12 protein-coding genes are annotated in these 15,146 nt (G+C 68.9%); 5 read left to right on the top strand and 7 right to left on the bottom strand.

What is annotated here, in order from left to right; translation table 11 throughout:
- Positions 1 to 63: 63 nt before the first annotated feature.
- Positions 64 to 1,332, bottom strand: a complete 1,269-nt coding sequence (locus AC3WQA_RS07950) for a Yip1 family protein (RefSeq protein WP_492674534.1) — start codon at positions 1,330 to 1,332, stop codon at positions 64 to 66.
- A 228-nt stretch (positions 1,333 to 1,560) separates the two neighbouring features.
- Between AC3WQA_RS07950 and AC3WQA_RS07945 the strand changes: the two genes are divergently transcribed.
- The 3 genes from AC3WQA_RS07945 (at position 1,561) to AC3WQA_RS07935 (ending at position 4,337) form a co-directional block, all read left to right on the top strand.
- Positions 1,561 to 1,815: a zinc-finger domain-containing protein gene (locus tag AC3WQA_RS07945; RefSeq protein ID WP_492674533.1), complete on the top strand. Its 255-nt coding sequence runs from the start codon at positions 1,561 to 1,563 to the stop codon at positions 1,813 to 1,815.
- A 61-nt stretch (positions 1,816 to 1,876) separates the two neighbouring features.
- Positions 1,877 to 3,040, top strand: a complete 1,164-nt coding sequence (locus AC3WQA_RS07940) for a glycosyltransferase (protein WP_492676334.1) — start codon at positions 1,877 to 1,879, stop codon at positions 3,038 to 3,040.
- Between the two features lie 40 nt (positions 3,041 to 3,080).
- Positions 3,081 to 4,337, top strand: a complete 1,257-nt coding sequence (locus tag AC3WQA_RS07935) for an O-antigen ligase family protein (RefSeq protein WP_492674532.1) — start codon at positions 3,081 to 3,083, stop codon at positions 4,335 to 4,337.
- 54 nt (positions 4,338 to 4,391) lie between these two features.
- Here AC3WQA_RS07935 and AC3WQA_RS07930 read toward each other — a convergent pair whose 3' ends face one another.
- From AC3WQA_RS07930 to lpxL, 3 genes are all read right to left on the bottom strand, one after another.
- Positions 4,392 to 7,694, bottom strand: coding sequence for an autotransporter outer membrane beta-barrel domain-containing protein (locus AC3WQA_RS07930; RefSeq protein ID WP_492674531.1), 3,303 nt, complete (start codon positions 7,692 to 7,694; stop codon positions 4,392 to 4,394).
- 241 nt (positions 7,695 to 7,935) lie between these two features.
- On the bottom strand, positions 7,936 to 8,877 hold the full coding sequence (locus tag AC3WQA_RS07925; RefSeq protein WP_492674530.1) for a VirK/YbjX family protein: 942 nt from the start codon (positions 8,875 to 8,877) through the stop codon (positions 7,936 to 7,938).
- Between the two features lie 33 nt (positions 8,878 to 8,910).
- Positions 8,911 to 9,846 carry an LpxL/LpxP family Kdo(2)-lipid IV(A) lauroyl/palmitoleoyl acyltransferase gene (gene lpxL / locus AC3WQA_RS07920; RefSeq protein ID WP_492674529.1) on the bottom strand — a complete coding sequence of 312 codons (936 nt, stop codon included), beginning with the start codon at positions 9,844 to 9,846 and terminating at the stop codon, positions 8,911 to 8,913.
- Between the two features lie 47 nt (positions 9,847 to 9,893).
- On the opposite strand from lpxL, the gene waaA reads away from it, so the two are divergent.
- Positions 9,894 to 11,168: a lipid IV(A) 3-deoxy-D-manno-octulosonic acid transferase gene (gene waaA, locus AC3WQA_RS07915; protein ID WP_492674528.1), complete on the top strand. Its 1,275-nt coding sequence runs from the start codon at positions 9,894 to 9,896 to the stop codon at positions 11,166 to 11,168.
- A gap of 74 nt (positions 11,169 to 11,242) precedes the next feature.
- On the opposite strand, the gene AC3WQA_RS07910 is transcribed toward waaA, so the two are convergent.
- Together AC3WQA_RS07910 and AC3WQA_RS07905 are read right to left on the bottom strand one after the other, a co-directional pair.
- Positions 11,243 to 12,592, bottom strand: a complete 1,350-nt coding sequence (locus AC3WQA_RS07910; protein ID WP_492674527.1) for a TolC family outer membrane protein — start codon at positions 12,590 to 12,592, stop codon at positions 11,243 to 11,245.
- Positions 12,593 to 12,617: 25 nt separating this feature from the next.
- Positions 12,618 to 13,277: a protein-L-isoaspartate O-methyltransferase family protein gene (locus tag AC3WQA_RS07905; RefSeq protein WP_492674526.1), complete on the bottom strand. Its 660-nt coding sequence runs from the start codon at positions 13,275 to 13,277 to the stop codon at positions 12,618 to 12,620.
- A gap of 239 nt (positions 13,278 to 13,516) precedes the next feature.
- Between AC3WQA_RS07905 and AC3WQA_RS07900 the strand changes: the two genes are divergently transcribed.
- Complete coding sequence (locus tag AC3WQA_RS07900) at positions 13,517 to 14,167, top strand: TetR/AcrR family transcriptional regulator (RefSeq protein WP_492674525.1); 651 nt, start codon at positions 13,517 to 13,519, stop codon at positions 14,165 to 14,167.
- A gap of 28 nt (positions 14,168 to 14,195) precedes the next feature.
- On the opposite strand, the gene AC3WQA_RS07895 is transcribed toward AC3WQA_RS07900, so the two are convergent.
- Positions 14,196 to 15,146, bottom strand: coding sequence for a PLP-dependent cysteine synthase family protein (locus tag AC3WQA_RS07895; protein WP_492674524.1), 951 nt, complete (start codon positions 15,144 to 15,146; stop codon positions 14,196 to 14,198).

Genomic DNA, 15,146 nt, shown 5'->3' with positions numbered 1-15,146 from the left:
CACTGCGCACAACGAAAAGCCCGCGCCGGCGACGACGCGGGCTTTTTGCATGGCGGTCGCGGCTCAGTTCGGTTTCACGCCGACATCCTTGAGCGACGCCAGTTTGGCCAGGTCGACGCTGGCCACCGCCTGCTTGAGCACGTCGATGCTGTCGACGTTGCCGTGGGCCTTCACGCTGAAGCGCTTGCCGGCCGTCACGCCGAATTCGCCGGACTTGGACTGCGTGTCCCACTCTTCGTGCACGAGGTTGCCGTTCGTGGTGTAGGTTTTCTCGTAGCCGTGCTCGGTTTCCTTTTCTTCCTCCGGCGCCATCGCGCTGGCCAGCGCCATCAGACCCTTGGCGGAGCCGCTGTCGGAAACCTCCAGCGTGATCCGCTGGCTGTTGTCGGTGTTGCTGTACTCGGCGCTGGCTTCGGAAACCTGCATGCCCATCGCCGCGTTGCGTTGAGCCGACTGGCTGGTGCGGTGGAAACCGCCGATGGTTTCGGGTAGGAAGCTCTTGATCTGGTCGGGCGCGAGTGCCTCCACCGCGCCATCGTTGCCGGCCATGGTGCCCATCATCTTGCTCATCGCGGCCGCCTGTGCCTGGCTGTCGCCGGATTTCTGCGCGGCGTCCATTTCCTTGCCGGCCTGATCCATGCGCTGGCCCATCGCGGCCAGCTTGCCCAGCGCGCTGTTGCCGTCGATGCTCACGTTGGCGCCGTCGCTGCTGCTGATGTGCATGCCGTTCAGCGCGCCGCTGCCCAGCATTGCCGCGCCGAAGATGATGCCAATGACGATGGCGACGAGCCAGCTCAGCACGATGGCGATGATGACGCTCACCGCGGTGTAGCCGGCGGATTTCTCCGGCGGGCACTGCATGGTGGCGGGCAGGCCGAGGTAAAGCAGGTAGATGGCGTAGATGCCGCCGGCCAGGGCGATCAGCCAGCCCAGCCACGGCACGATCACACCGACGCCGGCCACCCAGCTCGCCGTCCACGCATAGGCCACGGCCTTGAGCGCCTGCGTACGGTTCTTCTGGCCGCCGAAGGAGGGTGCCAGCGCGTCGATGATGAGCGCCACCAGATAGACCACCACCAGCGACAACACATAGCGCAACACCATCTGGGCCAGGCCCATGCCGATCGGGCTACGCACGGTGATGCCGAAGAAGGTGGTGCCGATCAGGCTGCCCTTGATGAAGCCGGCGATGGCGGGCAGGGCGGCGAGGATGGCGATGTAGGTGGTGTAGAGGCTGGCTGGTGTGGCGGGCTCGGCGGCGGCCACCGGCCATTCGGTCTTGGGGGTGGTGAGGATGGCTTTGGTACGGCTGATGAGGTTGGCGGTTTCCATGGTCGACTCCCTGGCGTGGTTGCACGAACGATCCGGCGGCGGGCCGGGTGGTGGGTGGCTGGCGTCCTGTGGCGCGCTGCGATGGTTGGTGAGGCGATGGCCGGCCCGCCCGTCGCGCGCGAGATTGCTTGCGTTGCTTTCCGATGTTCTGGTGGCTTTGGCTGCCCCCTGACAGCCGATGGCAGCCTGCTACCATTGCACCTTGCTGTCCAGTCCGAAGGCCTCCCCATGACCGCCCTTGCCACCCTGACCGACGCCCAGTTGCAAGTCGCCAAGCAGCACGCACCGCTGGCGCACCCCGGTACCGGGCCCACGTGTGCCGAAAAGCGTTACGAAGTGACCCGTGCGGAGCTGCCCCTGTCCTGCCCGATGCCGGGCATGGCGTTGTGGAGCGCGCACCCCAGGGTTTACCTGCCCATCGTCGACGACGGTGGCGAGACGGTTTGTCCTTACTGTGCAGCACGTTATGTGCTGAAGGATTGATGCGACCGGCCATGTTCATGGCTGACGGCATTGTTTTTGCTTGGTTTTTTGCATGAGACTCATGCATCAGGATGCCGATTCGCTGGCGGGAACCTTGTCTGGCGGCGTCGATTCCGCAGCGCGGTTGACTGTCGTCCAGTTGATCCCCGCGTTGCACTCCGGCGGCGCGGAGCGCTCCGTGCTGGAGATCGGTCGCGCGCTGGTGCAGGCAGGGCACCGCTCGGTGGTGATTTCCGCCGGTGGCGGGCGGCTGGTGCCGCAGCTGCTGGCCGAAGGCAGCGAGCATGTGGCGCTGGAGATCGGCCGCAAGTCGCTGGCCACGCTGCGGCACCTGCCTGCGCTGCGCCGCCGGCTGCGCGAGCTGCGTCCCGATATCGTGCACGCGCGTTCGCGCCTGCCGGCGTGGCTGGGTTGGTGGGCGATCCGGGGACTTTCGCCGCGCCCGCATTTCATCACCACCGTGCACGGCATGAACTCGCCCGGCCGCTACAGCGCCATCCTCTTGCGCGGCGAGCGCGTGGTGGTGGTGTCGCAAACCCTGCGTGACTACGTGCTGGGCCACTACCCGTGGCTGGAGCCGGCGCGGGTGCGGGTGATTCCGCGCGGCATCGATCCGCAGGCGTTTCCCTATGGCCACCGCCCGGACGAGGCGTGGTGGCAGGCGTTTTATCGCGAGTATCCGACCCTGGCCGGCGCACCGCTGCTCACCCTGCCGGCACGCGGCACGCGGCTGAAGGGCCATCACGACGCCATCGAACTGGTGGCCGACCTAAAGCAGCGCGGCATCGAGACGCGCCTGCTGCTGCTGGGCGTGCTGGAGCCCGGCCGCGAGGCCTATGCGCAGGAACTGCGTGAGCTGATTGCCGCGCGCGGCCTCGCCGGGCAGGTGGTGCTGACACCGCCGCGCAGCGACGTGCGCGACATCTACGCCATTTCCAGCCTGATCCTGCAGCTCTCCAACAAGCCCGAGTCCTTCGGCCGCACCGTGGTCGAGGCCCTGTCGCTGTGCCGGCCGGTGCTGGGCTATGCACACGGTGGGGTGGGCGAACTCCTGGCCGAGCTTTACCCCGCCGGCCGCGTGCCGTTGGGTGATCGCGAACGGCTGGCCGAGCGCGCGGCCGAACTCCTGCGCGTGGCGCCGGCCATTGCGCCGCTGTCGTCCTACCGGCTGCAGGACATGCAGCAGGCCACGCTGGCGCTGTACGCGGAAGTGGTGGCCGGTTAAGCCCCTACAATGCGGCATTCCTGCCGCCACGGCTTGTCGCATGACTCCATTCACCGCCGGCCTCAAGGCCGCCCTGCGCTCGCCGCTGCTGCCATTCTGGCTGGTGGTCGCGCTGCTGCCGTTCGGACGCAGCAGCGAGCTGGGCACTGCGCTCTGCTGCCTGGGCGTGGTGCTGCTCTTCGCGCGCCAGCCGCAGGCGTTGCGCGGCCATCCCGGCGCGCGCCTGCTGCTCTGGTTGCTGGGCGCCTACCTCGGTGCGGCATGCCTTTCCGCCTTCGACTCGGTGGCGCCCGGCAAGAGCTGGGGCACGGTGGCCGCGCTGCTGCGCTACCTGCCGCTGGGGCTGTACGCCTGTTTTGCGATACGCCGTCCCGGCAAGCTCGAGGCCCTGTATCTCGCCGTGGCTGGCGTGCTGGCATGGTGGGTGCTGGATGCCTGGCTGCAGGCCTTCACCGGCTGGAGCCTGGGCGGCCATGCCGAAGCCGAACGGCTGTCGGGCATCTTCGGCGCGAAGAACCTGAAACTTGGCCCCACGCTGGCGGTGTTGTCGCCCTTCGCACTGTGGGCCGCGCGGCGGCGCTGGGGGTTGCCCGGCTTGCTCGTGGCCTTTGCGCTGGTGCTTGGCCCGGTGCTGCTGGCCGGTTCGCGCGCGGCCTGGCTGTGCTACGGCGTGGTGGCGCTGGGCTTGGCCTGGCGCGAGGCGCGTTCGTGGCGGCGTTTTGTCTTGTTCATGGCGCTGGGCGGCGCGGCGCTGGCCGTGGCGGGCGGACTGGCGTGGCGCTACTCCACGCGTTTCGAGGTGCGCATGGCGCGCACGCTGGATGCCTTGCAGGGCACCCGGCATGGCTTGAACGAAGCGCTTACCGGGCGGTTGTCGATCTGGCACGACAGCCTGGGGATGATCGCCGCGCATCCATGGAACGGGGTGGGCGTGCGCGCGTTCCGCTACGCCTATCCGCAGTTCGCGCCGGCCAGCGACCACTTCGTGGTGGCCGAAGCCTGCGGCGTGGGCGAAGGCGCCTGCCACGCGCATCAGATCGTGCTGGAAATCCTCACCGAAACCGGGTGCATCGGCCTGGCACTATGGCTGGCCGCGCTGGTGCTGGCGCTGCGCGCATGGCGTCGTGTCGACGCGGTGGCCCGCGAGCGCGCCTTCCCCGTGACGCTGGCGCTGGGGGCGATGCTGTTCCCGCTCAATACCCATCTGGCCTTCTATTCGGCGTGGTGGGGCTTGCTGTTCGCCTGGCTGCTGGGACTGTGGTGCGCGGCGCTGTGGGTGCGCGAGGAGCAGGCTTGAACCGGGCGCCGGGCCCGGCCGTCCATGGCCGGGTCGGCGTGTTGCCGGGGTGGATCAGAACCGCCAGTTGAAGCCGCCGCGGAAGCCGCTGTCCACCGCGCGGTGGGCGAACTGACCCTGCCAGGACAGGTCGAACGAGGCGTCCCTGGTGATCTGCACGGTCAGACCGGCATCGGCCGCCACGGCGTTGCGCGCGATCGGCAGGCCGTTCACCACGAACGACGGGCCGCCACTGGCGAACGTCATCGAGGTGGCCGTGGCCAGATGGTTCCAGGCGCGGCGCCAGCCCAGCATGCCGTGCAGGCTCAACTGCTGGTTGCCATGGAACGGGAAGCTGGTGGCCATGCGTGCACCCAGCGTGCTGTAGCTGATCGTGCGGCTGGCGCTGCTGCCGGCAAGATTCGCCGCGCCGCCGTGCTCCTGGAAGCCGTCGCTGTGCAGGTGCACCTGGGCCGCCTGCACGAAGGGCTCGAACGTGGAGTGCTTGACGTCGAGCCGGTAACCGGCCTCGGCGAACACCTGGGCCGTGTCGGCGTTGTAGTGGCTGAGCGCGTGTCCGGCGAGACCGGGCACGGTGACCATGCGGGTGGTGTCGAGCGCGTGCCAGCCCCAGGCGGCGCCGGCGCGCAGGCCGAGATGGCCGAGCTGGGTGCCGGCATAGACGCTGAGGTCGAGATCGCGGCTGGAGGCCGACGCGGCGCGGGCCGGTGAGTTGATCGATGTCTGCGTATAACCCGCCGCCGCACCCAAGTGCCCTTGTTCGCCCAAGGTATGGTCCGCACCGACCAGGAAGCCGCCGCTGGTGTGCTTCGTGGTGGCGGCGTTGCCGTCGTTGTCACCGTGGCCCCAGCTGCCGATGAACTGTCCCCACCAGGCCAGGTCGCCTTGGCCCTGCTGCACGGCCGGGCCGCCAGCCGTGGCGCCTTCGCCGGCCTGACGCAGGCGGTTGGTGACCGCATCGCGCACGTAACGGCTGTCTTCCAGCAGCACGCCTTGCGTGGTGGCGTGGATTTCGCCGGAAACCTGGTCGGCCGCCGCGCGGATCGCCGTGTCGGTGGGCAGGTTGGCGAGCGCGGTGAAGATGCTGGCGGAGGCAGGCATGCCTTGCGCCGCGGCCAGCACCGCCGTTTCGTTGCGCGTGCCGGCGATGGCGGTCAGCGGACGCAGCTGGGCCACGGTCAGGTAGACGTGGCTGGCGTCGTAGCTGGGCGTGATGCCGAGTACGGCGCTGAGCGCGGTCATGCCGGCCAACTGGTAGCTGCCGCTGAGGCCCTGCGCCGCATTGAGCACGGTGTAACGCGAGCCGACCTGGTACAGGCCCCAGGGAGCGGCCGCCAGGCCGATGCCGGCGCCGGCGCTGAGCGTCGCGCTGCCCGCCACCGAGAGCAGGCTGGAGTTGCCGGGCTGGGCCGGGTTGAGCTGCACCAGATAGGCCGAGCCGGCGCTCTGCGTGAAGTTGCCGCCCACGCTGAGGGTCTGGTACTGCCCGGCACCGGTGCCGGGCGCCACGATGCCGGTGGCTGCCAGGCTGCCGCCGATGCTGCCGTGGCCGGCGAGCAGGCCGCCGTTGACCACGTTGCCGCCGATGCTGCCGTTATCGATCAGCGTGCCGAGGTTGACCGCGCCGCTGGCCAGCGAACCTTCCACGTCGAGGGTGGCCGGTGCGCTGATGCCGGTGGCGCCGGTGAAGGTGTTGGCGCCGCTGAGCGTTTCGTGGCCACTGGACACAATCAGCCGGCCGCCCGTGCCGCCGCCGATGCCGCTATCCGCGATCTGGCCGGCGAAGTTGCCGCTGGCGCTGGTGAGGTCGAGCGTGGTGCCGCCCAGTTGCACGAGGCCGGTGCCGGAGAGCGACTGCACCGTGGTGGTCTGCCAGGTGCGCGAGATGTCGAAGATGCCGTCCACGTGCACATCGGACGAGGCGGCGATGCTGCCTGGGCCGGCCAGCGCCAGCCAGCCCCTGCTGGCGACGAGGGTGGCGCCGGTATAGGTGTTGGTGCCGGAAAGGTCGGCGATGCCGCCGGTGGCGACCTGGAACGGGCCGGTGCCGGAGATCGTGCCGGCCAGGCCCAGCGGGCCCATGTCCGGCGTCACCGTGAAGCCGGTGGTGATGTCGGCGGTGGAGATGTAGAACGGCGTGTACGCGGTGGCCTGGTTGGCGAGGTCGAACATCACCGCGTTGTTCATGAAGAACGACAGGCCGTAGATCGCCGCATCGGGGAAGCCGCCGTAGGCGCCGAGTGTGACCACGTTGCTGTAGTCACCCTGGCTGTCGTCGCCGCTGGTCACCGAAGCCGGCAGGCCGGAGATGACCAGGCCGTTGGCGGTGACGGCGAGGCCGGTGGCGGTGAGCGTGATGCCGGGTACCAGATTGCCGTTGGCGTTGATGTTGCCGGCGGCCTGCTCGGTGCTTGCCAGGCCGAGGTCGCCGTTGTCGATCAGCATGATGTTGGGCGTGCCGGTGTCGAACAGCGTCATCATCGGCGCGCTGACGCTGTTGCCCTTGCTGTCGGTGAGCGTGTACAGGAAGGCGGTGTCGAACTGGTAGGCCGACGGCGCGCCCGACAGCGGGAACGGGGTGGTCTGGCCCTGGGTGGGCAGCCATGGCACCACGCTCAGGAACTGCGCGCGCAGGGCGGGCGTGAGGCCTTCGATCAGGCAGGCCTTGGCGCAGGCGCCGGGCGCCTTGCCGGTGCCGTTGGCCTCGACGATGTAGCCGCTGTTGGTCAGCGAGCCGGTCACGCCGTTGCCGAAGTCGCCGGCGCCGAAGGTGCCGTAAAAGATGCCTTCTTCCGGTGCCTGGCCCTGGTCGAGGTTCTGCTGCCAGGTGAGATCCTGGTACAGCGTGACGCCGTTTTGCGTGGTGATGACTGGCCCGAGCGTGTCGCCGCCGGCGCTTTGCGGGGTGACCATCCAGTCAGTGGCCGTCGCCACGGGCAGGCCCGTGGGTGTGGCGTAGTTGGCGGCCTGGGCGCCGGTGGACGAGTTGTAGAACTGCACGCTGGCGACCGTGGTGGAGGTTTGCCAGTAGCCGTAGGTGCCGTCGCCGTACAGGTAGGCATAGGGCGCGCTCTGCGGTGCGCCCGGCTGGGTGGGGAACCACGCCGGGGAGCCGTGGCCGACATCGATGTTGAAGGAATCCGAGCCGGTGTCGAACAGGTATTCCTCCGGCGTGGCACCGTTGACGCCCACGTTGATGCCCAGCCGGTAGCCGTACTGGCCGCCGCCGTAGTTTTCCTGGATCAGATCCAGCGGGATGCTCACGCTGGTGTTGGCGTCGGCGGCGACGGCGTGGTGGAACGGCGCCAGCAGGCAGGCCAGCGCCAGCGGCAGCGGCCGCAAAGTGAACTTGCTCATGTACTTCGGTTTCCCCGTGTTTTGGTAGGACTGCGGTGGCAGTGGCGGGCTGTCGGTGCCCGCGCGCTGGTCTTTCAGGGTGGCTCGGTGAACAGCCGTCCGGCCGAGTGTAGACGGATGATCGGGGGAGCTGTGAAACGCAAGAACGTTCTTCAAATTATTGCGAGCAGGCAAAAAATAGCGTCGCGCTGGCGGCGGTGCAGGCCTGCCTGGAGGGCTGCCGGAGCGACGGTCGCAGGGTTCAGCCGGTCATCGCGAGCGGGGGCGTTTCGGCCAGCGCCCGCCACAGCAGCCGCGTAGCCTCCTCGCGCAGCGCCTCGCGCTTGCGGAAGGCGCTGCGATGCTTGCTGTCGACTTCCTGGATGTCGCGCAGCGGCTCGTGCGGGGGAAGGTCGTAGAAGCCGTCCGCGTGGGCGAGGCCGTCGTTCTCCAGCCAGAAGCTGTCGTAGTCGGCCTTGATCTTGCCCGGGGTGCCGGCAAAGGGATGGGCGGCGTTGCCCACGCCGCGCACGCGCTCCACACCGAGGTGTGGCGCGCAGCCCAGCAGCATCGACAGCAGCAGGTTCTTCGGGCGCAGGCCGTGGCATAGCCGGGTCAGCTCGCGCACGGCGTCGCGGCCCAGTTCGGCGGCGGCACCCTGCAGGCAGCCCAGCAGCAGGCGGCGGCCGTCGTCGGCGAAGGTGAAGATGAGCGAGGACAGCGCACGGCCTTCGGCGTCGGCGAGATACAGCGCCAGCTCGCCCTCGCGGCTGCGGCCGGTGGGGCGGCGCAACTCGAGGGCGAGCGCGCGGCCGTCCTTGAGCGTCAACGTGCCGAGCCGGCTGCGGCCGTCCAGATACATCTGCCGCATCAGCTCCGCCGGGAAACGCGCCAGCACGAAGTCGTAATGGTCGCGGATGATGGCGTAACGCGCGGTGACGTCGAGCCGGCGGTTGATGTAATCGTGCTGGGGGCGTTCCAGCAGGCGCGGGTCGTGCGCCAGCATCGCGCGCATGCGCGGCTCGTCGTGCAGGAAGGCCAGCCAGTCGGCGTGCAGCCGGTGGTGGCACAGGCTGCGCGCGAGGTATTTGGCGGCGTACAGCGCCCGTTTGGGCGTGCCGCCACGCCAGTCGGTGCGGTGGCGGAGAGAAGACAGGAGGTGGCGCATGCGCAGGTGGGCCGCGGGGACGACGACGCGCAGCATGACCGGGCAAGCTTTGCGCCAGCTTTCGGGGTTTCAGTACAGGCCGGGCACGCCGGGTGGACGGGTCTTGAAGCGCTTGTGCACCCACAGGTATTGTGCGGGCGCTTCGCGCACCATGGCCTCGATGCAGGTGTTGATGCGCGCGGTGTCGGCGATCGCATCGGTGCCGGGGAAATCGGCCAACGGCGCGCCCAGCCGCATGGCGTAGCCACGGCCGTCGGGCAAGCGGCGGTGGAAGAACGGGATCACCGCGGCGCCGGACAGCCGCGCCAGATGGTGGGTGGCGGTGATGGTGGCGGCAATCTCGCCGAAGAAGGGCACGAAGGCGTTGTCCTTGCTGCGCATGTCCTGGTCGGGCGCGTACCACAGCGTGCCGCCGGCGCGCAGGTATTTCACCGTGCCGCGGATGTCATCCTTGTCGAACATCGCGGTGGCGTAGCCCAGCCGCGCGCGCAGCACCACCCATTCGAACACGGCCGAATCCATCTTGCGGTACATGCCAGCGATGCCGATGCGCCGCGACACCAGTCGCGCGCACAGCTCCAGGTGTGAGAAGTGCCCGCCCACCAGCAGCACGCCGCGGCCCTGCGCGTGGGCGGCGGCTAGGTGTTCCAGCCCCTCGATGGTGACCGGCACGCGCGCGATGGCGCGGTCGCTGCCCAGCCAGCCCAGCGCGAATTCGGTGAGCATCAGGCCGAGGTCGTGCAGGTGGGCGTCGACCAGCGCGGCTTGCGCCTTGGTATCCAGCGTGGGAAAGCAGCGCGCCACGTTGATGGCGGCGACCTTGCGCCTGGCCGAAGGCAGCCGCTGCACCAGCGTGCCCAGCGCGCCGCCCAGCCGCATCAGGGCGCGGTAGGGCAGGCAGGCGATCAGCCAGATCACCCCCACGCCCAGCCATGCCGGCCAGTGGCGCGGCGCGAGCAGGGAGCGCTGGAAGGTGGGGCGTGGAGTGCCGGGCATCCGTCGCATTGTAGTGGACGCCCCCTTACACTTGACGGCCGCCTGCGGAGCCCGCCGTGCGCTTCCTCTACACCCTTGCGATGTACCTGGTCACGCCGCTGATCGTGCTGCGGCTGGCACTGCGCGGTTTTCGTTCGCGGCCCTATTACTGGCGCTGGGCCGAGCGCTTCGGTTTCTTCAAGACGCCACCGGGCGTGGCCGGCAGCCTGTGGGTGCACGCGGTATCGGTGGGCGAGGTGAACGCCGCCGTGCCGCTCATCAAGGCGCTCAAGCGCGATTATCCCGGCGCGCCGCTGGTGGTGACCACGGTGACGCCCACCGGCACCGCGCGGGTGCAGCAGCTGTTCGGCGACAGCGTGTTCCACGTTTACCTGCCTTACGACCTGCCCTACGCGGTGAACCGCTTTCTCAAGGCGGTGCGCCCGCGACTGGCGCTGATCGTGGAAACCGAAATCTGGCCGAACCTGTTCTTCGCCTGCCGTCGCCGTGGCGTGCCGCTGATGATCGTCAACGCGCGCCTGTCCGAACGCTCGCTGCGTGGCTATCGGCCGCGCCCGTTGCGCGGCATGGTGCGCGCGGCGCTGGCTTGCGTGGATGCGGTGGCGGCGCAGTCGCACGCGGACGCGGCGCGCTACCGACTGATCGGCGCGCCGCCCGACCGCGTGCTGGTGTGCGGCAACCTGAAATACGACATGCCGGTGCCGGCGGCGGCGCTGGCGGCCCGCATCGGCCTGCGCGAACACTGGGGCGCGGCGCGGCCGACGTGGATCGCCGCCAGCACGCACGAGGGCGAGGAGCAGGCCGTGCTGGAGGCGCATCTGGCCGTGCTCAAGCAGCTTCCCGAGGCCTTGCTGCTGATGGCGCCGCGCCACCCCGAGCGCTTCCGCCCGGTGGAGCACGCCGTGCGCCACCTGGGGTTCGTCGCCGGCAGTCACGGCGTGGACGGCCAGCCCTCGCCGTCCCATCAGGTGTTCGTGATCGATGCGATGGGGCAGCTGATGCCGTATTTCGCGGCGGCGGGGCTGGCTTTCGTGGGCGGCAGCCTGGTGCCGATCGGTGGCCACAACGTGCTGGAGCCGGCGGCGCTGGGCACGCCGGTGCTGGTGGGGCCGCACACCTTCAATTTCCAGGAGATCACCGACAGCCTGATCGAACGCGGCGGCGCGCGGCGTGTCGGCGATGCGGCCGAGCTGGCCGCGGCCGTGCTGCAGCTCCTGCGCGACGCCCCCGCGCGGTTGGCGATGGGGCAGGCGGCGCAGCGGGTGTTCGAGCAGGAAAGCGGCGCCACCGCGCGGCTGATGCAGCTGGTGGATGCGCGCCTGCAGGAGTGAGGCGTTGGCGGGCGGGTGCCTGCAACGACGAAGGCCGGGCTTGGCCCGGCCTTCGCGCGCGGTGACATCGAGGCTTACCGCAGCAGGGCGTTGATGTCCTGCAGGTCGTTCAGGGCGGCGCTGCCGGCGCTCTGCTTGAGCAGCAAGCGGTTCAGCACCAGCTGGTGGCGCGCCTGCGAGTAGGAGCTTTCGGCCTGGGTCAGCGTCTGGATGGCCAGAAGCACGTTGACCATGGTCTGCGTACCCACCTCGAAACCGGCGCGGGTGGCCTCCAGCGCCTTCTGCGCCGAGTCCACCGCGGCCTTGCCCGATTCCACCTGGCTGATGCCGGCCAGCACCGAACGGTAGTAGTTCAGCGTGTTGGCCTTCACCTGGCGGCGCTGGATTTCTTCCGAGTCCTGCGCGGCGTCGCGGTTGTAGATGGATTGGCGCACACGCGACTGGGTGGCGCCGCCGGAGAAGATCGGCACGTTGAGCGTGAGGCCCACCGTGGTGGAAGCCGGCATGTTGGAGTGGATCGCGGCATTCTCATACCAGCTGGCGCTCTTGCCGTAGTTGACGCTGGCGGTGAGGGTGGGCAGGTGATCCGAACGCGCGGACACAACATTCTGCTCGGCGGCGGCGACGTTCTGCTGCTGCGCCAGGAGGTCGGGGTTGTCGGCCAGCGCGCGCTTCACCCAGGCATCCGGGTCGGTCGGGTCGGGCGCGCCCATCGGCAGGTCGTCGCGCAGCTTCTTCAGGTTGCCGGTGGGCTTGCCGGTGATCTGGCTGAGCGCCTCGCGGTCGTTGTCCAGCGCATTCTGCGCGGCGATGGTCTGCGCCTTGGCGCCCTCGTAGTAGCTCTTGGCCTGGTAGACGTCGGTGATCGCCGACAGGCCTACCTTGTAGCGCTGGTTGGACTGGTCGTACTGCTGCTTGTAGGCGTCTTCGTTGGCCTTGGCGAAGGCGAGCTGGTCCTCGGCGGTGAGCACGGTGAAGTAGGCGCCGGTCACGCGCACGTAGAGGTTCTGCAGCGCGGCCTGGTAGAGCTGGTCCTGTGCGTTCGCCGAGGCGTGCGCCGCCTTGAGGTTGGCGTACTTGGAGAAGTCGAACACGGTCTGGCTGAGGTTGGCGTTCAAGCTGCGCGTGCGGCTGTGGCCGAAGGCGCTGGTGCTGATGAACTGGCTGGGGTTGTTCGGATCCTGCAGGCGTCCGCCGCTGCCGCCGTTGGACTGGCTCAGCGACAGGCTGCCGTTGATCTGCGGCAGGAACAGCGCGCGGGCCTGGTTCACGCCTTCGCCGGTGGCCAGGCGCGTGGCATCGGCCTGGGCCAGCACCGGGTCGTTGGCGCGTGCGTCGCGGTAGGCGTCGAGCAGGTCTTCGCCGTGGCTGGGCAGCGAAATGGCGGCCAGCGACAGTGCCAGAGTGAGCAGCTTCAAACGCATGGGGTGCCTCGTGGGGATGGGGGCGTCAGAACGCGAAGCGCGCCGCCGGGGCGGCGTGGGCGAGATAGGGCAGATCGGTTTCAAACAGGCTTTCCTCGCGCTGACGGCCTTCGGCCTCGTGCGTGACGAGCACGACTTCCTGCGCGGGGGATTGGCCACGGATCGCCAGCAGGCGACCGCCGGGCTTGAGCCAAGCGAACCAGCGCGACGGGACGCGCGCCACGGCACCGGTGGCGACCAGCACGTCGAAGCGGCCATCGGGCTGCCAGTCGCGTACCGCCTCGCCGGTGTGCAGGCGCACGCCATCGATGCCGGCGGTGGCCAGGTGGGCACTGGCCGTGGTGGTGAAGTCGGCATGGATATCCACGCTCTCCACCGTGTCCGCGAGCTTGGCGAGGCAGGCGGCGAAGAAGCCCGAGCCGGTGCCGATTTCCAGCACGCGCTCATGGCCCTGCAGGCCCAGCGCCTGCAGCAGGCGGCCTTCCACGACCGGTTTCATCATCACCTCGCCATGGCCCAGCGGCAGGCACAGGTCGGCGAAAGCCAGCTGGCGATGTTCGGCCGCGACGAAATCCTCGCGGCGCAGGCGACCGAGCACGTCGAGTACGCGCTCGTCCAGCACCTCCCAGGGGCGCACCTGGCTTTCCACCATGTTGATCCGCGCCTGCTCGAAGTTCATCGCCATGTCTGCCAGGTTCCGTGGGTATCGAAAAAGACCAAGAAGGATAGGGGCTTGGGCCTGCCTCGACAATGACTAGACTGCGGCCAGCGCGGCGTTTCACGAAGTGCCGGAAGTCATCGCGACGATCTGACGCAAGTCATGCCGGCGGCCCTGTCCGCGGACAGGTGGGAGGCAGGCCGTTTTGAAATAAATGTACCGACGCGTATAATAAAACGCGTGACCCGATTTGGAAAGGTTTTGCCATGAACAGCACTGCGCCAGCCAAGGTTCCGGGGCCAGGGCGCCCGAAGGACATGGAGAAGCGCGCCGCGATTCTTGCCGCGGCCAAGGCGCTGTTCATCCGCAACGCCTTCGCCGGCACCAGCATGGACGCCATCGCGGCCGAGGCCGGCGTCTCCAAGCTCACCGTCTACAGCCACTTCGGCGACAAGGACAACCTGTTCCGCGAGGTGATCCGTGCGCGCATCAACGACCTGTTGCCCGAGGATACCTACGGCTTCGATCCCGCCACGCCGGTCGCGGACACCCTGTTGCGCGTGGCGCTGACGCATGCGCGGCTGGATTGCGATGCGGAGACGGTGGGCACCTTCCGCGCCATCCTCGGCGATTGCCGGCAGGGCAATCCGCGCTTCGGCCGCCTGCTGTGGGAAGAGGGTACCTTGCGCACGCATGCACTGATGGAACGCCTGCTGCAACGCATGGTCGACGCCGGCCAGCTGGCCGTCGACGAGGTGCCGCGCGCCTGCGTGCAGTTCTTCGCGCTCATCAAGGGCGACCTGTTCATGCGCCGCATGTTCGGCTGCGTGGATTGCACCGAGAGCTACGCCGCCGAGATCGAGGCCACCGCGCGCGCCGGCGTGGCCACCTTCCTGCGCGCCTACGCGCCGCGCTGAGAGCCTGTATCGCGCGGCGCTGGCCGCGTCAGCGGAAGTGCGCCGCGCCGACGTCGGGCGCGGCAGCGGGCATGAAATACTCGTGCAGGTATTTCTCGCCTTCGTCGCAGAACACCGTGACCACGGTCTGGAGTTCGGGGTAGTGCTCGCGCACGCGTTTGGCGGCGAGCAGGTGCGCGCCCGAGCTGGGCCCGCAGAAGATGCCGTAACCACGCGCCAGGCGTTTCATCTCGTCCACCGCATCGGCGCTGGATACGCTCAGCAGGTCGTTTACCTGATTCTTGTGCCGCTGGAAGATGCCGGGCACGAAGCCGTCGGAAATGCCCTCGATGGCGTGCGTGGCCACCTCGCCGCACAGGATGGTGCAGCTTTCGGACGGCTCCATCGCGAACAGCCGCACCTTGGGATTCGCCGCGCGGAAGGCCTGGCCCACGCCGATCAGGGTGCCGCCGGTGCCCACGCCCAGCACCAGCGCATCGGGTACGCGGCCAGCGGGCAATTGGGCGAGGATCTCGGGGCCGAGGATCTCGCGGTTCTCCTCCACGTTCCATTCCGACTCGAACTGGCCGGGGTGGAAGAAACCTGGCTGCTGGCCCAGCTCGCGGGCGCGCTTGAGCGCGGCGTCCACGTGGAAGTTGCCGCAGAACAGCACCTCGGCGCCGAACGCGCGCGAGATCGCCACGCGCTCACCGGAAAGTCCTTCGGGCATCACCACCAGCATGCGGTAGCCCTTGGCGGCGGCGACCATCGAGAACGCATTGCCGGTGTTGCCGCTGGTGGCTTCCACGATGGTGTCGCCGGGCTTGAGCCGGCCTTCGCGCTCGGCCTTCTCGACCATGTACTTGGCGATGCGTGCCTTGACCGAGCCGGAGGGGTTCAGGAACTCCAGCTTGGCGAAGATGCCCTCGATTTCCATGAGCGGGGTGTCGCCCACGGCGTCGAGGATGCTGGCGGAAACGCCGGTGTAGCGCGTAGCCAT

This window comes from Rhodanobacter sp. FW106-PBR-R2A-2-24, assembly GCF_058789615.1.
The sequence above is the reverse complement of the archived record's forward strand: the minus strand, read 5'-3'. Positions and strand labels throughout refer to the sequence as shown.

Bases quoted from the DNA above. Each gene is read 5' to 3' on its own strand.
- AC3WQA_RS07950 (WP_492674534.1), bottom strand. From the start codon at position 1,332: ATGGAAACCGCCAACCTCATCAGCCGTACCAAAGCCATCCTCACCACC.
- AC3WQA_RS07945 (WP_492674533.1), top strand. From the start codon at position 1,561: ATGACCGCCCTTGCCACCCTGACCGACGCCCAGTTGCAAGTCGCCAAG.
- AC3WQA_RS07940 (WP_492676334.1), top strand. From the start codon at position 1,877: ATGCATCAGGATGCCGATTCGCTGGCGGGAACCTTGTCTGGCGGCGTC.
- AC3WQA_RS07935 (WP_492674532.1), top strand. From the start codon at position 3,081: ATGACTCCATTCACCGCCGGCCTCAAGGCCGCCCTGCGCTCGCCGCTG.
- AC3WQA_RS07930 (WP_492674531.1), bottom strand. From the start codon at position 7,694: ATGAGCAAGTTCACTTTGCGGCCGCTGCCGCTGGCGCTGGCCTGCCTG.
- AC3WQA_RS07925 (WP_492674530.1), bottom strand. From the start codon at position 8,877: ATGCTGCGCGTCGTCGTCCCCGCGGCCCACCTGCGCATGCGCCACCTC.
- lpxL (WP_492674529.1), bottom strand. From the start codon at position 9,846: ATGCGACGGATGCCCGGCACTCCACGCCCCACCTTCCAGCGCTCCCTG.
- AC3WQA_RS07910 (WP_492674527.1), bottom strand. From the start codon at position 12,592: ATGCGTTTGAAGCTGCTCACTCTGGCACTGTCGCTGGCCGCCATTTCG.
- AC3WQA_RS07905 (WP_492674526.1), bottom strand. From the start codon at position 13,277: ATGGCGATGAACTTCGAGCAGGCGCGGATCAACATGGTGGAAAGCCAG.
- AC3WQA_RS07900 (WP_492674525.1), top strand. From the start codon at position 13,517: ATGAACAGCACTGCGCCAGCCAAGGTTCCGGGGCCAGGGCGCCCGAAG.
- AC3WQA_RS07895 (WP_492674524.1), bottom strand. From the start codon at position 15,146: ATGGCTACGCGCTACACCGGCGTTTCCGCCAGCATCCTCGACGCCGTG.